We start from the raw sequence: 18,807 nt of genomic DNA on the forward strand, positions 1-18,807 counted from the left end.
ATTGGGGCAGGGAAAGTGAGTGCTTCCTACGAGAAGCTTGTCGAGGCGCTGCGGAAGTCGCTGGAAGAGGTCGGCACGCTGAAGAAGCGGAATCAGCAGCTTCTCAGCGCGTCGCGTGAGCCGGTCGCGATCGTGGGCATGGCGTGCCGGCTGCCCGGCGGTGTCGACACCCCCGAGGACCTCTGGGAGCTGGTCGCCGAGGGCCGCGACGGAGTGTCGGGCTTCCCCGACGACCGCGGCTGGGACCTGGACACCCTGCTGGACGCCGATCCCGAGAAGACCGGCACATCCTACGTCGATCAGGGCGGCTTCCTGCGGGGCGCCGGCCGCTTCGACGCGGAGTTCTTCGGCATCTCGCCGCGCGAGGCACTCGCGATGGACCCGCAGCAGCGACTGCTGCTGGAGACCTCCTGGGAGGCGTTGGAGCGGGCCGGTGTCGACCCGGCGACCCTCAAGGGCACCGACGTCGGCGTCTTCAACGGCATCATGGGCGTCGACTACTTCGCCGGCGGGAGCGTCCCGCCCGAACTGGAGGGCTTCACCGGCACCGGCGCCGCCTCCAGCGTGGCGTCCGGCCGCATCTCCTACGTCTTCGGCCTCGAAGGCCCCGCGGTCACACTCGACACCGCCTGCTCGTCCTCCCTGGTCGCCATCCACCTCGCCGTGCAGGCGCTGCGCCGGGGAGAGTGCACGATGGCCCTGGCGGGCGGTGCCACGGTCATGGCCACGCCCGGCCTGTTCATCGACTTCTCCCGGCAGCGGGGCCTCGCGGCCGACGGCCGCTGCAAGGCCTACTCATCGACCGCGGACGGCACCGGCTGGGCCGAGGGCGCGGGTGTCGTCGTACTGGAGCGGCTGTCGGAGGCGCGGCGCAAGGGCCACCGGGTCCTCGCGGTCGTGCGCGGTACGGCAGTCAACCAGGACGGCGCGTCGAACGGATTGACCGCCCCGAACGGGCCGTCGCAGCAGCGGGTGATCCGCAAGGCGCTGGCCGCGGCCGGGCTGACCCCGGCGGACGTGGACGCCGTGGAAGGCCACGGCACCGGCACGACCTTGGGCGACCCGATCGAGGCGCAGGCCCTGCTCGCCACCTACGGCAAGGAACGCGAAGAGCCCTTGTGGCTCGGCTCGTTGAAGTCCAACGTCGGCCACACCCAGGCCGCCGCCGGTGTCGCCGGCGTCATCAAGATGATCCAGGCGATGCGCCACGGCGTGCTCCCGGCCACCCTGCACGTAGCGGAGCCCTCCCCGCGCGTCGACTGGGCATCGGGCGCCGTACGGCTGCTCACGGAGGCCCGCGCATGGCCGGAGGTGAACCGGCCCCGCCGGGCGGGCGTGTCCGGGTTCGGCGTCAGCGGCACGAACGCGCACGTCATCCTTGAGCAGGCGCCGGACGAAGCTGTCACCGAACCGGCGGCCCCGGCCGACGGTGTCATCCCGGTGATCGTCTCCGCGCGCACCGCCGGAGCCCTGGCCGGACAGGCGGGACGGCTCGCCGAGTTCGTCGCCGGCACCGACACCGCACTGCCCACCATCGCCGGTGCGCTCGTCTCGCAGCGCACAGCACTGCCCGAACGAGCCGTGGTCCTCGCCGGATCCCGCGACGAGGCCCTCACCGGGCTGCGCGCACTGGCCGACGGGCAGACGGCGCCCTCGGTGATCACGGGGTCGGATGCCGGTGGGAAGACGGTGTTCGTGTTCCCGGGTCAGGGTTCGCAGCGGGTGGGTATGGGCGCGGAGTTGTATGAGCGGTTCCCGGTGTTCGCGGGGGCGTTGGACGAGGCGTGTGCGGCTCTGGACGCGCAGCTTGCGGGTGCGGTGGAGCACTCGGTGCGGGATGTGGTGTTCGGGGCGGGTGACGGCGGTCTGCTGGATCAGACGGTGTTCACTCAGGCGGGGTTGTTCGCGGTGGAGTCGGCGTTGTTCCGGCTGGTGGAGTCGTGGGGTGTGCGGCCGGATGTGGTGGCCGGGCATTCGATCGGTGAGGTCGTGGCCGCGTATGTGGCTGGGGTGTTGTCCCTCAGGGATGCGGCGGCACTGGTGGCGGCTCGGGGTCGGTTGATGCAGGCGTTGCCGTCGGGTGGGGCGATGGTGGCGGTGGCGGCGAGTGAGGCGGAGGTCGCCGGACACCTGGGTGCGGGTGTGGATCTGGCGGCGGTGAACGCGCCGGGTTCGGTTGTCCTGTCGGGTGGCGAGGACGCCGTGGTGGCGGTGGTGGAGAGGCTGCGGGAACAGGGTCGCCGGGTGAAGCGGCTGACCGTCTCGCATGCTTTCCATTCGGCGTTGATGGAGCCGATGCTGGCGGAGTTCGGCGAGGTTCTGTCGGAGCTGACCTGGAATGAGCCTGCCGTTCCGGTGGTGTCGAACGTGACCGGAAAGCTGGCCGAGCCGGGCCAGTTGAGCGATCCCGCCTACTGGGTGGATCACGTCCGCCGTCCGGTCCGCTTCGCCGACGGCATCGCCGCCTCGGGCGGTTCGGTGTTCCTGGAACTCGGCCCCGGCGGCGCCCTGACCGGTGCGATCACCGAGTCTGCGGCCGAAGACGCCGTAAGTGTTCCCGCACTGCGCGACGACCGGGGGGAGGAGCAGACCCTCCTGCTGTCCGTCGCGGAGCTGTTCGTGCGCGGTACGAAGGTCGACTGGGCGGCGCTCCTCCCGGAGGGTGCCACCACCAGCCACGTGGAGCTGCCCACGTACGCCTTCGACCACCAGCACTACTGGCTTCCCGCCCCCCGGCCGCTCCTGGACGCCACCGCCCTGGGTCAGAACGCGGCCGACCACCCGCTGCTGGGTGCGGTGCTCCAGCTGCCGCAGTCGGACGGGCTGGTCCTCACCTCCCGGCTGTCCCTGCGCACCCACTCCTGGCTGGCCGACCACGCCATCGGGGGAGTGGTCCTGGTGCCCGGCACCGGTCTGGTCGAGCTGGCCGTGCGCGCCGGTGACGAGGTCGGCTGCGGAGTGCTGGACGAGCTGGTCATCGAGGCACCCCTGGTCGTTCCCGAGCAGGGTGCCGTACGTGTCCAGGTCACCGTCGGCGGGCCGGACCAGAACGGGACGCGCAGTGTCGAGGTGTACTCCACCCGCCAGGACGTCGGTGCGGAGAGCGGGCCGGACGCCTGGACCCGGCATGCCAGCGGCACCCTGAGCACGGCGACCGCTCCCACCGGGACCCACGACTTCACCGCCTGGCCTCCGCCCGGCGCCCGACAGATCGACATCTCCGACGGCTACGAGAAGCTGACGCGCGCCGGATACGCGTACGGCCCGGCGTTCCAGTGCGTGCGCAAGGTCTGGCGACGCGACACGGAACTGTTCGCGGAGGTCGTCGTCCCCCCGGAACAGCGGGAGAACGCCGCCGGGTTCGGCATCCACCCGGCGCTGCTCGACGCGGCCCTGCACGCCAGCATCCTGGACGCGGCCGCCGGGGTCGCCGACGGAGCCGTGGTGGAGGACGACCCGGTGGTACGGCTGCCGTTCGCCTGGAACGGGCTGACGCTGCACGCCTCCGGTGCCACGTCGATCCGGGTACGGCTCCTGCGGCCCGACCCGGACACGCTGTCCCTGGAAGCCGTCGACGAATCCGGCGATCCCGTGCTGACCCTGGACTCCCTGGTGTCGCGGGCGGTCTCGGCGGAGCAGCTCGACGCGGCGGCCGGCGTTTCCGGTTCGGACGCGTTGTTCCGGGTGGAGTGGAGTGAGCTGCCGTCCGTGCCGGGTGTCGGTGAGGTGCCGGGGGTGACGGTGGTCGATGCCCGTACCCGTGGGGGCGGTGAGACCCCGGTGGTGCTGGTGGGGCGGGTGTTGGAGGCGGTGCAGGGGTGGTTGGCGGACGAGGTGGCCGTGGATGGCCGGCTGGTCGTCGTGACCCGGGGGGCGGTGCCGGCTGGTGGTGATGCGGAGGTCAGTGATCCGGGGGGCGCGGCCGTCTGGGGGCTGGTGCGTGCCGCCCAGGCGGAGAACCCCGACCGGATCATCCTGATCGACACCGACACCGACACCGACACCGACGCCTATAGCGACACCGGCACCGACGCTTACAGCGGCACCGAAGCCCTCGCCACCAGCGTCACCACCGCCGATCTCGGTCCCGCCCTCGCCACCGGCGAACCCCAACTCGCCCTGCGCGGTACGGCCATGTACGTGCCCCGCCTCGCCCGCGCACTCCCCGCCCCCACCACACAACCCGCGCTCGACCCGGACGGCACCGTCCTGATCACCGGCGGCACCGGGTCCCTGGCCGGTCTCCTGGCCCGGCATCTGGTGACCCGGCACGGTATCCGGCACCTTGTGCTGGTGAGCCGGAGCGGTCTGGAGGCGGCCGGAGCGCGGGAGTTGGTGGCGGAGCTGGAGGGGCTGGGCGCGGAGTCGGTGGCGGTGCCCGCCTGCGACGTCACCGACCGGGACGCGGTGGCGGCCCTGCTCACCGGGCTGACCGGCCCCCGGCTCACCGCCGTCGTCCACGCGGCCGGTGTCTTCGACGCCGGGGTCGTCGGTGAGATCCAGCCCGAGCGGCTGGCCCAGGTGTTCGCGCCGAAGGTGACCGCCGTGCGGCACCTGGACGACCTGACCCGCGAACTCGTCCCCGATCTTGACGCGTTCCTCACCTACTCCTCCGTCTCCGGTGTCTTCCTCGGCGCCGGCACCGGCGCTTACGGCGCCGCCAACGCCTGCATGGACGCCCTCATGTCGGCCCGCCGCGCGGCCGGGTTCCCGGCGCGGTCGCTCGCCTGGGGCCTGTGGGAGCAGACCACCGGCATGGGAGCCGACCTCGACGAGCTGTCCCGCAGCCGCATGAACCGCCGGGGTGGTGTGCTGGCCCTCTCCGCCGAGGAGGGCATGGAGCTGTTCGACGCGGCGCTGGGCGGCGACCAGACGCTGCTCGTGCCGGCCAGGCTGGACCTGCGGGGCCTGCGCGCCGACGCCACCGCCGGCACGGCCGTACCGCCCCTGCTGCGCGGGCTCGTCCGCGCCGGCCGGCGTGCCGCGCGCGGTGCCGGCCGGGAGGGGCGTGACGGACTGGCCGGGCGGCTGGCCGGGCTGGCCGCGGCCGAGCGGGAGTCGTTGCTGCTGGACCTGGTCCGTACCCATGTCGCGAATGTCCTCGGGCATGCCGGGCCGGACCGGGTGAGGGCCGAAACCGCCTTCAAGGACGCCGGGTTCGACTCCCTCACGTCCGTCGAACTGCGCAACCGGCTGCGCGAGGCCACCGGCCTGAGCCTGCCCGCCACCGCCGTCTTCGACTACCCGACCCCGCTCGCCCTCGCCCGGCACCTGCACGAGGAGTTCCAGGGTGTGACCCCGGCCGTGTCCGCGCCGGTGGCCGCGCCGCGTGATCCGGAGGAGCCGATCGCCGTCGTGGGCATGGCCTGCCGGCTGCCGGGCGGGGTCGGCAGCCCGGAGGACCTGTGGCGCCTGGTCAGCGAGGGCCGCGACGGTGTCACCGGGTTCCCGACGGACCGCGGCTGGGACCTCGACCGGGTGCTCGACGACGACCCCGAGCACGTCGGGACGTCGTACGTCGCGCAGGGCGGCTTCCTGCACGAGGCGCCGCTGTTCGACCCGGTGTTCTTCGGTATCTCACCGCGTGAGGCGGTGGCGATGGACCCGCAGCAGCGGCTGCTGCTGGAGACCTCGTGGGAGGCGCTGGAGCGGGCCGGTATCGACCCGACCGGACTCAAGGGCACGGACGTCGGGGTGTTCAGCGGCATCATGGGCGTCGACTACTACTCCGGCGGTGACGTCCCGGAGGAGGTGGGCGGCTTCGCCCTGACCGGTGCCGGGGCGAGCGTGGCATCGGGCCGGGTGTCGTACGTCTTCGGTTTCGAGGGGCCCGCGGTGACCGTGGACACCGCCTGCTCGTCGTCCCTGGTCGCCCTGCACCTGGCCGCGCAGGCGCTGCGCAACGACGAGTGCTCCCTGGCCCTGGCCGGCGGTTCCACCGTGATGGCCGGGCCGGGGATGTTCATGGAGTTCTCGCGGCAGCGGGCGCTGGCCACGGACGGTCGCTGCAAGTCGTACGCGGACGCGGCCGACGGCACGGGCTGGGCCGAGGGGGCGGGTGTCGTCGTACTGGAGCGGCTGTCGGAGGCGCGGCGCAAGGGTCACCGGGTGCTGGCGGTCGTGCGGGGCAGTGCCGTGAACCAGGACGGTGCGTCCAACGGGCTGACCGCCCCGAACGGGCCGTCGCAGCAGCGGGTGATCCGCAAGGCGCTGGCGAACGCGGGGCTGAGCCCGGCGGACGTGGACCTGGTGGAGGGCCATGGCACCGGTACGGTCCTCGGTGACCCGATCGAGGCGCAGGCCCTGCTCGCCACGTACGGCAAGGAGCGGGAAGAGCCCCTCTGGCTGGGCTCGTTGAAGTCCAACATCGGACACGCCCAGGCCGCCGCCGGGGTCGCCGGTGTCATCAAGGCCGTACAGGCGCTGCGGCACCGGGTGATGCCCGCCACCCTGCACGTCGACACGCCGTCCTCGCAGGTCGACTGGTCGGCCGGTGCGGTGAACCTGCTCACCGAGGCCCGGGAATGGGCCGACCCGGGACGGCCGCGCCGGGCCGCGGTGTCCTCGTTCGGACTCAGCGGCACCAACGCGCACGTGATCCTTGAGGAGGTCTCCGAGGAGCCGGAGCAGCCGCCCGGGACCGAGCCGGCCCCCGGCGGTGTGGTGCCGCTGGTGGTGTCCGCCCGCGGTACCGGCGCGCTCGCCGGGCAGGCCGCCCGGCTCGCGGCGTTCCTCGGCGGCACCGACGCCGCACCGGCCGACGTCGCGGCGGCCCTGGTGACCCGGCGGGCCGTCCTCCCCGAGCGGGCCGTCGTCGTGGCCGGCACCCGGGAGGAGGCCGTGGCGGGGCTGGGCGCGCTGGCCCGCGGCGAGAGCAGCCCCACGGTCGTGACCGGCAGCCCCGCCGCCACGGCCGGCACCGGGAAGGTCGTCCTCGTCTTCCCCGGCCAGGGCACCCAGTGGGCCGGGATGGGCCGTGAACTGCTGGACAGCTCGCCGGTGTTCGCCGAGCGGATCGCGGAGTGCGCCCGGGCCCTGGGACCGTGGGTGGACTGGGACCTGGAGGACGTGCTGCGCGGTGAGGCACCGGCCGAGCTGCTGCGACGCACCGATGTCGTCCAGCCGGCGAGCTTCGCCGTGATGATCGGCCTGGCGGCCGTCTGGGCGTCGGTGGGTGTCGTACCGGACGCGGTGACCGGTCACTCGCAGGGCGAGATCGCCGCGGCCTGCGTCGCCGGAGCGCTGTCACTGGAGGACGCGGCACGGCTCGTGGCGCTGCGCGCCCAGGTGATCACCGAGCGGCTGTCGGGGCTCGGCGGCATGGTCGCGGTCGCCCTGCCGGAGGCCGAGGCGACCGCCGCCGTGACCCGCTGGGCGGGCCGTGTGCACGTCGCCGCGGTCAACTCCCCGTCCTCGGTGGTGGTGGCCGGAGACGTCGGCCTGCTGGACGAGGTCGTGGAGACGCTGACGGCCGAGGGCGTCCGGGCCCGGCGGATCGCGGCGGACTTCGCCTCGCACACCCCGCACGTGGAGGCGGTACGCGAACTGCTCACGAAGGCGTTCGCCGACGTCCGCAGCCAGGCCCCCGTCATCCCCTTCCATTCGACCGTCACCGGTGAGCGCGTCACCGAGGCCGGCACGCTGGACGCCGACTATTGGTACCGCAACGTGCGCCGGCAGGTCCGCTTCGCCCCCGCCGTCACCGCCCTGCTGGAGTCCGGGCACACCGTGTTCGTGGAGGTCAGTGCCCACCCGGTGCTCGTCCAAGCCGTCAGCGAGACCGCCGACGGCGCCGACGTGCTCGTCACCGGCTCGCTGCGCCGCGACGACGGCGGCCCCCGGCGGCTGCTGGCCTCCATGGCCGAACTGTTCGTCAGGGGCGTGCCGTTGGACTGGACGGGCGTCCTGCCGGCCGCCGGCCGCCCCGTCGACCTGCCCACGTACGCCTTCGACCACCAGCACTACTGGCTCCCCGCACCCGCCGCCGCGGGCGACGCCGCCTCCCTGGGACTGGCCGGCGCCGATCACCCGCTCATCGGCGCGGTGGTCGAGGTCCCGGACACCGGCGGCGTGCTGTGCACCTCCCGGCTGTCGCTGCGCACCCACCCGTGGCTGGCCGACCACGCCGTCGGCGACGTCGTCCTGCTGCCCGGCACCGGCCTGGTCGAACTCGCCGTCCGCGCCGGCGACGAGGCCGGCTGCTCCACCCTGGAGGAACTCGTCATCGAGGCCCCGCTGATCCTCCCGCCACAGGGCGGCGTACGCGTGCAGGTGAGCGTCGGCGGCCCCGGCGAACACGGCACCCGTACGGTCGCCGTCCACTCCACACCCGACGGCGCGGCCGGCGCCGACGGCTGGACCCGTCACGCCACCGGTGTCCTCGCCCCGGCGCCCCCCGCCCGCACCCCCGCCCACCCGGACCTCACCACCTGGCCGCCGGCCGGCGCCGAACGCGTCGAGGTGACCGCACAGGACTTCTACGCCGGACTCCGCGACCACGACTACCACTACGGGCCCGTCTTCCGCGGCCTGAGCGCGGTGTGGCGGCGCGGCGAGGAACTCTTCGCCGAGATCGCCCTGCCCGAGCAGGAGCACAAGGCAGCCACGGAGTACGGCATCCATCCCGCGCTCCTCGACGCCGCCCTGCACACCAAGGCGTTCCTCAGCAGCGGCGAGCACCGCACGATGCTGCCCTTCGCCTGGAACGGGCTCACCCTGCACGCCTCCGGGGCGACCTCCCTGCGGATCCGGGTCGCCCGGCCCGCCCCGGACGCGCTGTCCCTGGAGGCCGCCGACGACACCGGCAGCCCCGTCCTCAGCGCAGGCTCGCTGGTGTTCCGCCCGGTCGCCCCGGACCAGCTGCGCACCACCGGCGGCGGCGACATGCTCTTCGGCGTCGACTGGGTGCCGCTGCCCCGGCCCGAGGACGCGCCGGCCCCGTCCTGGCTCCGGCTGTCCACGGCGGAGGAGGTGGCGACCCTCGCCGAGGACGCCCCGGGCGGCGCCGAGCTGCCCCGCGCGGTCGTCGTGGAGGCCGCGACCGCCGGCCCGGACGACACCCCGCTCGCCGTGACGGACCGCACGCTGGAGGTCGTCCAGACCTGGCTGGCCGGCGGCGGCCTGGAGGACACCCGGCTGGTCGTGCTCACCCGGGGCGCGGTGCCCGCGGGCGGCGACACGGCGGTCACCGACCCGGGCGGCGCGGCCGTCTGGGGTCTGGTCCGCGCCGCGCAGGCCGAGAACCCCGGCCAGATCGTGCTGCTCGACACGGACAGCGGTACGGGCACCGGCCCGGACAGTGACACGGGCACCGGCCCGGACACGGAGGACGCGGGCCGCCTCGGCTCCCTGCTCGGCGCGGTCCTGGCCACCGGCGAACAGCAACTCGCGATACGTGGCAATGCGCTGTACGTGCCCCGCCTGACCCGGGTGGTCCCGGCGCCCGCCACGGAGCCGGTGCTCGACCCGGACGGCACCGTCCTGATCACCGGCGGCACCGGGTCCCTGGCCGCTCTCCTGGCCCGGCACCTGGTGACCCGGCACGGTATCCGGCACCTTGTGCTGGTGAGCCGGAGCGGTCTGGAGGCGGCCGGAGCGCGGGAGTTGGTGGCGGAGCTGGAGGGGCTGGGCGCGGAGTCGGTGGCGGTGCCCGCCTGCGACGTCACCGACCGGGACGCGGTGGCGGCCCTGCTCACCGGGCCGGCCGGGCCCCGGCTCACCGCCGTCGTCCACGCGGCCGGCCTGTACGACGCGGGCGTGGTCGGCGAGATCGAACCCGAGCGGCTGGCCCGGGTGTTCGCGCCGAAGGTGACCGCTGTGCGGCACCTGGACGAGCTGACCCGCGAACTCGTCCCCGACCTTGACGCGTTCCTCACCTACTCCTCCGTCTCCGCGGTGTTCCTCGGTGCCGGCACCGGCGCCTACGCGGCGGCCAACGCCGCCATGGACGGGCTCATGGCAGCCCGCCGCGCGGCCGGGTTCCCGGCGCGGTCGCTCGCCTGGGGCCTGTGGGAGCAGACCACCGGCATGGCCGCCCGCACCGACGAACTCACCCGCGGCCGGCTCAGCCGCCGCGGCGGCGTCCTCGCCCTCGGCCCCGAGGAAGGCATGGAACTGTTCGACGCGGCGCTGGGCAGCGACCGGACCCTGCTCGTGCCGGCCAGGCTGGACCTGCGGGGCCTGCGTGCCGACGCGACCGCCGGCACGGCCGTACCGCCCCTGCTGCGCGGGCTCGTCCGCGCCGGCCGGCAGGCGGCGCGGACCGCCGTCAGCGGGGACGAGCGGCGCCGGCTGGCCGAACGCCTGGCCGGGCTGCCGGCGGAGGAGCGGGCCGAGACCCTGCTGGAGCTGGTGCGCACCCAGGTGGCCGTCGTCCTCGGCTACGCCGCCACCCACCAGGTCGACGCCGGCCAGGGCCTGTTCGAGATCGGCTTCGACTCGCTCACCGCCCTCGAACTGCGCAACCGGCTCGGCGAACTGACCGGGACCAAGCTCGGCGCCGGCCTCGTCTTCGACCATCCGACCCCCGCGATGATCGTCGCCCATCTGGCCGAGCGCCTGTACGGCGACGACGCGCCCGGGCCCGTGGCCCTCTCCGTCTGAGGCGTCCACCCACCACCCCGTACCGAAGGGAGCAGATCACCGCATGTTCGACGTGGATGCCTACCTCCGCCGCCTCGGCCGGCCCGGACCGCGGCCGGGGCCGGACCTCGACACCCTGCGCACCCTGCACAAACGGCACCTGATGACACTGCCGTACAACGTCGCCGGACAGGGCTTCGCCGACGGCGTCCACCTCGTGGACGTGGACGAGGACGCGGTGTTCCGCACCGGCGTCCTGGAGGGCCTGGGCGGCACCTGCTTCCAGCTCAACCGGCTCTTCTTCCGGCTCCTGACCGAACTGGGCTACGAGGTCACCCTGCTGGCGGCGAGCACCGCCGAGGGCCGGGAGAACTTCGGCACCGAGATCGAGCACATGTTCATCAGGGCCGCCGTCGACGGCCAGGACTGGCTCGTCGACGTCGGCTACCCCGGACCGTCGTACCTCGAACCGCTGCGCGTCAGCGACGAGGTGCAGACCCAGTACGGCTGCCAGTACCGGCTCGTCGGCACCGAGGACGGCGCCACCGCCGTGCAGCGACGCGGACGCGTGACCCGGTGGGGCACCGTCTACACGTTCCGGCCGCAGGCCCGCCAGTGGCACGACTGGAAGGAACTGGAGGACCGGGCCCGGGCCCACCACGCCACCGCCTCCCAGGACGACGGCCAGGGCATCCTGTGCGGCCGGACGTTCGACAACGGTCAGGCCGTGCTCAAGGGCCGCCGCTACCTCGTCGTGCGGGACGGACGCGAACGCGTCCGCACCGTCGTCGACGACACGGAACACCGCAGGCTCGTCGCCGCCCTGCTCACCGGCGACCTCGACTCCGGCGACCTCGCGTGACCCGGAGAGGGACCAACCGAACCAACGGCACCAGCCAGAAGACGGAAGGACAACTCATGGGGAACAACTCGGCCGACGTGGTCGTCATCGGTGGCGGACCGGCCGGCGCGATCAGCGCCTACGTGCTGGCCAAACAGGGACACTCCGTCGTGCTCCTGGAGCGCGAGGAGGCCCCGCGCTTCCACATCGGCGAATCGCTACTGCCGTACATGATGGGCCTGTTCGACCGGATCGGCATCCGGGAGGCCGTCGAGGCCGGGGGCTATGTGCCCAAGTTCGGCGGCGAGTTCATCGACCCGACCGAGAAGAAGTTCTTCTCCGGCGTGTTCCGCGCCGACTTCGGCCTCCAGGGCGACGGCCGCTACGACCGGGCGTTCCAGGTCCAACGGGCCCGGTTCGACAGCATGCTGGTCCAGGAGGCAGGCAAGGCCGGCGCCGAGGTCCACCTCGGCGCCACCGTCGGCGACCTGCTGATGGACGGCGACCGCATGACCGGCGTCCGCTACACCAAGAACGGCGAGGAGCACGAGGTCCGCTCCCGGTACGTCATCGACGCCAGCGGGCGCGCCGGCCGCGTGGCCAACAAGTTCGGGCTGCGCAAGACGCTGGAGAAGCTGCGCATGGTCGCGGTGTTCCGGCACTACGAGGGCCTGGACGAGCAGCACAACCTCGGCGTCGAGGGCGACATCCAGGTCGGCGCGCACGGCGACGGCTGGGTGTGGGCCATCCCGCTGTCGAAGGACGTCATCAGCGTCGGCACCGTCATGCCCCGCGACGTCTTCCGCGCCTCCACCCCGGAGAAGGTGTTCGAGGAGCACCTCGCCCGGGTCCCGCGGATCACCGCCCGGCTGACCGGCACCCGCCCGGTCATGGACCTGAAGGTGGAGACCGACTACTGCTACCACGCCGACACCGTCACGGGCCCCGGCTGGCTCATGGTCGGCGACGCCGGCTGCTTCGGCGACCCCATGTTCTCCGGCGGTGTCCTCGTCGCCTCGGCCACCGCCGTCCGCGCTGCCGAGACCCTCGGCGAGGCCCTGCGCAACCCGCAGGACGCCGACCGGCTGATCGACGACTACGCCAACTTCTTCAAGACCGGCTACGACACCTACATCCGGCTCATCCACGCCTTCTACGACGGTGAACTCGTCGCGGTCGCCGCCGACGCCGGCCGCACCACCGACCGGGAGACACTGGAGCGCTATCTGATCCGGCTCATCGGCGGCGACTTCTGGAGCGAGCACAACGCGGTCGCCCAGGAGATGCGCCGGCGGACCGAATGGGACACCTTCGCACCGTTCCAGCGGGTCTTCGGCTGCCCGTCCTACCCGCACTTGGACGAGCAGGACCGCAAGGAACGCGCCGAGTCCCGGGTCCGCCGGGTGACCGCCGGCCAGTAGCCCGCCCCGCCACGGAGTCCCGGCCGCGACACCCCGCCGGCCGGGCTCCGGGCGACGGCCCCCAGCCCGCGCGCAACCGAACAGGATGAGGCGGAAGTGACAGAACAAGTCCCGGTGCGCTTCGGCGACCGGTCCTACGAGGTGCTCATCGGCCCCGGAGTGCGCTCCACGCTGCCCGCGGTCATCGAGAAGCTGGGCGCCCGGCGCGTCGCGGTGGTCTCGGCGCGGCCCGCCCCATGGGTGCCGGACACCGGCGTGGAAACCCTGCTGCTGCCCGCCCGGGACGGCGAACCGGACAAGACCCTCGCCACCGTCGAGGCGCTGTGCGCCGCGTTCGTCCGGTTCGGGCTGACCCGCTCCGACGCCGTCGTCTCCGTCGGCGGCGGCACCACCACCGACGTCGTCGGCCTGGCCGCCGCGCTCTACCACCGCGGCATCCCCGTCGTCCACCTGCCGACCAGTCTGCTCGCCCAGGTCGACGCCAGCGTCGGCGGCAAGACCGCCGTCAACCTGCCCGAGGGCAAGAACCTGGTGGGCGCCTACTGGCAGCCCGCCGCCGTCCTGTGCGACACCGACTACCTGACCACCCTGCCGGCCCGCGAACTGCGCAACGGGCTCGGCGAGATCGCCCGCTGCCACTTCATCGGCGCCCCCGGCCTGCACGGACTGCCGCTCACCGAGCAGATAGCGGCCAGCGTGACCCTCAAGGCCGGCATCGTCTCCGCCGACGAACGCGACAACGGGCCACGGCACCTGCTCAACTACGGCCACACCCTCGGCCATGCCCTGGAGGCGGCCACCGGGTTCGCCCTGCGGCACGGCGAGGCCGTCGCCGTCGGCACCGTCTTCGCCGGCCGGCTCGCCGGAGTCCTCGGCCGCATCAGCCCCGACCGGGTCCGGGAACACCAGGAGGTGGTCACCGCCTACGGCCTGCCCACCGCACTGCCCGACACCACCGAACCCGGCACACTGACCGCCCTGATGCGCCGGGACAAGAAAGCCCGCGCCGGCCTCACCTTCGTCCTCGACGGCCCGGCCGGCGCCGAACTCGTCGCCGACGTGCCCGAACCGGCCGTCACCGAGGCCCTCGCCCGGATGGAACGCGCCCCCCTCGAACGGCTCCTCGCCGTCACCCCGGCCGGCAGCGCGGGAACGGAGGCGGCGGTGACATGACATACCCACCACGATGGCCGCCGGACACCCCGGCCCGGAGCCGGCGGCGAGCCGTCGAACGCACCCTCGCCGACCGGCTCGACGCGGCCCTGGCCAGGCCCGCCGCACAGCAGCCCGACTGGCCCGACCCGGACCGGGCCCGCGCCGTGGTCCGCCGGCTGAGCGCCGGCGAACCCCTCGTCACCCCCGCCGAGACCCGGCGGCTCCTCGACCGGCTCAGAGCCGTCGCCCGGGGCGAGGCACTCCTGCTCCAGAGCGGCGACTGCGCGGAGACCTTCGCCGACAGCACCGAGGCCCACCTGCGGGGCAACCTCGGACTGCTCCGGCGGATGGCACTCGTCCTCACCCACGGCGCCGGCCTGCCCGTGGTCACGGTGGCCCGCGCCGCCGGCCAGTACGCCAAGCCCCGCTCCGCCCCCGCCGACGCCCACGGGCTCCCGGTGTACCGGGGCGACATCGTCAACTCCGCCGAGGCGACCCACGCCGCCCGCGCCCCCGACCCCGAACGCATGGCGCGGGCCCACGGCCACGCCCGCGAGGCGATGACCGTCGTCCGCCGGCTCGCGCGTGGTGACCTCGCCGATGCGCACGCCCTGCACGAGGAGAACCGGCGTTTCACCGACACCGCGCCGGGAGGCCGCCGGCACGCCGCCCGGTCCGCGGAGATCGGCCGCGGCCTGCGCTTCATGACCGGCATCGGCGCCCCCGCCCCCCGGCTCGGTGAGATCTGGACCAGCCACGAGGCGCTGCTGCTGGACCACGAACGCACCCTGCTGTGGATCGACGCGGAGGGAATCGAGCCCCGGCTGTCCAGCGGGCTGGCCCACTTCCTGTGGATCGGGGAACGCACCCGGCAGCCCGACGGAGCGCACCTCGCCTTCGCCGAGCTGCTGGCCAACCCCGTCGGCGTGAAGATCGGCCCCGGCACCACACCGGAACAGGCCGTGGAGTACGTCCGCCGGCTCGACCCGCACGGCGTCCCCGGCCGGGTCACCCTGATCAGCCGGATGGGCCACGACCGGGTGCGCGAGGTGCTCCCGCCGATCGTGGAGAAGGTCACCGCCTCCGGCCGCCAGGTGATCTGGCAGTGCGACCCCATGCACGGCAACTCCCGGACCACGGCCGGCGGCTACAAGACCCGGCACTACGACCACATCCTCGCCGAGATCACCGGCTTCCTCGACGTGCACCGGGCCCTGGGCACCCACCCCGGCGGCCTGCACCTGGAGGCGACCGGCGAGGACGTCACCGAGTGCGTCGGCGGCGCCCGCGGTCTGGCCGAGGCCGACCTGCCCACCCGCTACCGCACCGCCTGCGACCCCCGCCTCAACGCCGAACAGGCCATGGAACTCGCCTTCGCGGTGGCGGAGCTGTTCGCGGCCGGCCCGGCCCCCAGCCCGGAGACGCCACGATGACCGACACCCCTCGACCGACCGAGACCAGCAGCATCACCGCCACCGGCAACGAGACCGGCATCACCAGCGGCACCGGCACAGGCACCGCCACCGGAACAGGCACCGCCCCCACGGCCGGCACCGGAACCGGCAGCACCGCCGGCGCCCCCCGGCAGAGCCCGGTCGGTGGACGCACCCGGCTCTACGCCGTCCTCGGTGATCCGGTCGAGCAGGTCCGGTCGCCCGGGCTCCTCAACCCGCTCTTCGCCCGGCTCGGCATCGACGCCGTGCTCGTCCCCGTACACGTCCGGCCCGCCGACCTGGAGAGCGTCGTCCGGGGACTGCAACGCGTCGGCAACCTCGACGGCCTGTTCGTCACCGTCCCGCACAAGACGGCCGCGGCCCTGCTGGCCGACCGGCGCAGCCGCACCGTCGAGATCACCGGCAGCGCCAACGTGCTGCGGCGCGAGAGCGACGGCGCCTGGCTCGCCGAGAACTTCGACGGCTCCGGGTTCGTCACGGGCCTGGCCCGGGCGGGCCACCAGCCGAAGGGCGCCAAGGTGGCCCTCGTCGGCGCCGGCGGAGCGGGCAGCGCCATCGCGGCGGCACTCCTCGACGCGGGCGTGGACCGGCTGACGATCACCGACCCCGACACCCCGCGCCTGACCGCGCTCGTCGGCCGGCTGGCCGCGCACTGGCCCGGCCGGGTCCACGCCATGGGCCGGCCGCCCCTGGACGACACCGGCATCGCCGTCAACGCCACCCCGCTCGGCCTGCACCCCGACGACCCGCTGCCCTTCGAACCCCGCGAGCTGCGGCCCGGCACCGTCGTCGCGGACATCATCATGAAACCCCGCGACACCCGGCTGCTGCGCGAGGCCGCCGCGCACGGACTCCCCGTGCACCACGGAAGCCACATGCTCACCGAGCAACTCGACTCCTACCGCGCCTTCTTCGCACTGCACACCCCCTGAGCGGCGCGCCACCGGCCGACTACCAGACCGAGGGATGGAAGGGCCCGCACACCGGCATCTAGGCTGAGGACGGCCAGCACCGCGCGACCCGTCCGGACCGGCACTCCGCCCCTCGCCTCGCCCGCTCACCTTCCACCAGCCCGTTCCCGACGGAGATTTGGAGAACCATGAACGCGCGACCGGCACCCCAGTTCCCCGAGTGGCCCCAGTACGACGACGCCGAGCGGACCGGACTGATCCGCGCCCTCGAACAGGGTCAGTGGTGGCGCATGGGCGGAAAGGAAGTCGAGTCCTTCGAGCGCGAGTTCGCCGACTTCCACGGCTCCCCCTACGCCCTCGCCGTCACCAACGGCACCCACGCCCTCGAACTCGCCCTCCAGTGTCTGGGCGTCGGCCCCGGCACCGAGGTCATCGTGCCGGCCTTCACCTTCATCTCCTCCTCGCAGGCCGCCCAGCGCATCGGCGCGGTCGCCGTCCCCGTCGACGTCGACCCGGACACGTACAACATCGACGTCGCCGCGGTGGCCGCCGCGATCACCCCGCGCACCCGGGCGATCATGCCCGTGCACATGGCCGGCCTGGTCGCCGACATGGACGCCCTCGGCAAGCTCTCCGCCGACACCGGTGTACCGATCCTCCAGGACGCCGCCCACGCCCAGGGCGCCCGCTGGCAGGGCAAGCGGGTCGGCGAACTCGGCTCGGTCGCCGCGTTCTCCTTCCAGAACGGCAAGCTGATGACCGCCGGCGAGGGCGGCGCCGTCCTGTTCCCCGAGAGCGACCTGTACGAGGCGGCGTTCCTGAGGCACAGCTGCGGCCGGCCGCGCGCCGACCGCCGCTACATGCACCAGGTCGCCGGCACCAACATGCGGCTCAACGAGTTCTCCGCCTCCGTGCTCCGCGCCCAGCTGCGCCGTCTGCCCGCCCAGACCGAACTGCGTGACAAGCGCTGGGCGTTGCTGTCCCGGCTGCTCGGTGCCGTCGACGGGGTCGTACCACAGGGCAGTGATGTCCGCGCCGACCAGAACACGCACTACATGGCGATGTTCCGCGTTCCCGGCATCTCCGAGGAGGACCGCAACACCCTCGTCGACCGGCTGGTGGACGCCGGGCTGCCCGCCTTCGCCGCGTTCCGTGCCGTCTACCGCACCGACGCCTTCTGGGAGACCGGCGCCCCCGACGAGAGCGTCGAGCAGATCGCCGAACGCTGCCCGCACACCGAGGCCATCAGCAGCGACTGCGTCTGGCTGCACCACCGGGTGCTCCTCGCCGACGAACCCGACCTGGAGATCACGGCCGAGATCGTCGCGGACGCCGTGGCCGCCGTATGAGCGTGCGGGCCGCCGTGGTGGGGCTCGGCTGGGCGGGACGTGAGCTGTGGCTGCCCCGGCTGCGGTGCCACCCGGACTTCGAGCTGGTCGCCGTGGCCGACCCCGACCCCGCCGCGCGGGCGGCCGTCGGCGCGGCGACCGGCACGCCCGCCCACGCGACCCCGGACGCGCTCGACGCCGGGTCCGTCGACCTCGCCGTCGTCGCCGTACCCAACCACCTGCACACCACGGTCGCCGCCGGCCTGCTCCGCCGGGGCGTGTCCGTCTTCCTGGAGAAGCCGGTGTGCCTGTCCAGCGCCGAGGCCGACGTGCTGGCCGCGGCCGAGCGCGACGGCGGCACCCTGCTGGCCGGCAGCGCCGCCCGGCACCGCGCCGACGTACAGGAACTGGCCGGGCTGGTGCCCGGCCTGGGGCGGGTCCGGCATGTCGACCTGGCCTGGGTGCGGGCCCGTGGCGTGCCGCGCGCGGGCGGCTGGTTCACCCGGCGCAGCGAGGCCGGCGGTGGCGCCCTCGTCGACCTCGGCTGGCATCTCCTGGACACCCTGACCGCCCTGCTCGGCCCGTCCCCGGTCCGCCAGGCGGTCGGCGCCACCTCGGACGACTTCCTGAACACCGGCGAGTGGTCCGCCGCCTGGCGCCGCGAACAGCCCGTCACCGCTCCCACCGGCGACGTCGAGGACACCGCCCGGGGACTCTTGCTCCGCGAGGACGGCATCTCCGTGTCGCTGCACGCGAGTTGGGCCTCGCACGAGGCACGGGACCTCACCCTCGTGCGCGTCGAGGGCAGCGCCGGCACCGCCGAACTGCGCTGCACCTTCGGCTTCAGCCCCAACCGGCAGCCCGAGTCCGTCCTGACTCTCACCCGAGAGGGCACCACCCGCCGGCTGCCGGTGCCCGCCGAACCCGTCGGCGCCGAGTACGCCCGGCAGCTCGACGGTGTCCCGGCGCTCCTCGCCGACCCGGCCGGCCGGGGCCGGGCCGTCGCCGAGGCACGGACCACCGTACGGCTCGTGGAGCGGCTCTACGCCTCCGCGCGGGCCGATCGCGACGGGCCGAGCGAGCCCGTGTACCAGCGGACCACGAGCAGATGAGGAC

The 18,807-nt window shown here is 73.9% G+C and carries 8 protein-coding genes; all 8 read left to right on the forward strand.

The features are described from left to right. The first annotated feature begins 15 nt into the window (after positions 1 to 15). The 8 genes from AB0F03_RS18780 to AB0F03_RS18815 all read left to right on the forward strand — a co-directional run bounded on the left by AB0F03_RS18780 (position 16) and on the right by AB0F03_RS18815 (position 18,803). A complete protein-coding gene (locus AB0F03_RS18780; protein ID WP_361992846.1) occupies positions 16 to 10,602 on the forward strand; it encodes a type I polyketide synthase in 10,587 nt (3,528 codons plus the stop codon). Positions 10,603 to 10,645: 43 nt separating this feature from the next. Then, the gene (locus tag AB0F03_RS18785; RefSeq protein ID WP_361992848.1) at positions 10,646 to 11,443 is read left to right on the forward strand and encodes an arylamine N-acetyltransferase; all 798 of its coding nucleotides are present in this window, start codon (positions 10,646 to 10,648) and stop codon (positions 11,441 to 11,443) included. Positions 11,444 to 11,499: 56 nt separating this feature from the next. Further along, a complete protein-coding gene (locus AB0F03_RS18790; RefSeq protein ID WP_361992851.1) occupies positions 11,500 to 12,843 on the forward strand; it encodes an NAD(P)/FAD-dependent oxidoreductase in 1,344 nt (447 codons plus the stop codon). A gap of 96 nt (positions 12,844 to 12,939) precedes the next feature. Continuing rightward, the gene (locus AB0F03_RS18795) at positions 12,940 to 14,016 is read left to right on the forward strand and encodes a 3-dehydroquinate synthase family protein (protein ID WP_361992854.1); all 1,077 of its coding nucleotides are present in this window, start codon (positions 12,940 to 12,942) and stop codon (positions 14,014 to 14,016) included. Beyond that, complete coding sequence (locus AB0F03_RS18800; protein WP_361992857.1) at positions 14,013 to 15,431, forward strand: 3-deoxy-7-phosphoheptulonate synthase class II; 1,419 nt, start codon at positions 14,013 to 14,015, stop codon at positions 15,429 to 15,431. The genes AB0F03_RS18795 and AB0F03_RS18800 overlap by 4 nt, the downstream gene beginning before the upstream one ends. Then, positions 15,428 to 16,384 carry a ThiF family adenylyltransferase gene (locus AB0F03_RS18805; protein ID WP_361992860.1) on the forward strand — a complete coding sequence of 319 codons (957 nt, stop codon included), beginning with the start codon at positions 15,428 to 15,430 and terminating at the stop codon, positions 16,382 to 16,384. The genes AB0F03_RS18800 and AB0F03_RS18805 overlap by 4 nt, the downstream gene beginning before the upstream one ends. A gap of 167 nt (positions 16,385 to 16,551) precedes the next feature. Further along, positions 16,552 to 17,712, forward strand: a complete 1,161-nt coding sequence (gene rifK / locus AB0F03_RS18810; protein ID WP_361992863.1) for a 3-amino-5-hydroxybenzoate synthase — start codon at positions 16,552 to 16,554, stop codon at positions 17,710 to 17,712. After that, entirely contained in the window at positions 17,709 to 18,803 is a 1,095-nt protein-coding gene (locus AB0F03_RS18815; RefSeq protein ID WP_361992866.1) for a Gfo/Idh/MocA family oxidoreductase, read from the forward strand. Before rifK ends, AB0F03_RS18815 begins: the two co-directional genes overlap by 4 nt. The last annotated feature ends 4 nt before the right edge of the window (positions 18,804 to 18,807 follow it).

This window comes from Streptomyces sp. NPDC028722, from assembly GCF_040637655.1.
Classification (GTDB): Bacteria; Actinomycetota; Actinomycetes; order Streptomycetales; family Streptomycetaceae; genus Streptomyces.

Excerpts from the sequence above, each read along its gene's own strand:
- AB0F03_RS18815 (WP_361992866.1), top strand. The coding sequence starts at position 17,709 with ATGAGCGTGCGGGCCGCCGTGGTGGGGCTCGGCTGGGCGGGACGTGAG.
- AB0F03_RS18805 (WP_361992860.1), top strand. The coding sequence starts at position 15,428 with ATGACCGACACCCCTCGACCGACCGAGACCAGCAGCATCACCGCCACC.
- AB0F03_RS18790 (WP_361992851.1), top strand. The coding sequence starts at position 11,500 with ATGGGGAACAACTCGGCCGACGTGGTCGTCATCGGTGGCGGACCGGCC.
- rifK (WP_361992863.1), top strand. The coding sequence starts at position 16,552 with ATGAACGCGCGACCGGCACCCCAGTTCCCCGAGTGGCCCCAGTACGAC.
- AB0F03_RS18785 (WP_361992848.1), top strand. The coding sequence starts at position 10,646 with ATGTTCGACGTGGATGCCTACCTCCGCCGCCTCGGCCGGCCCGGACCG.
- AB0F03_RS18800 (WP_361992857.1), top strand. The coding sequence starts at position 14,013 with ATGACATACCCACCACGATGGCCGCCGGACACCCCGGCCCGGAGCCGG.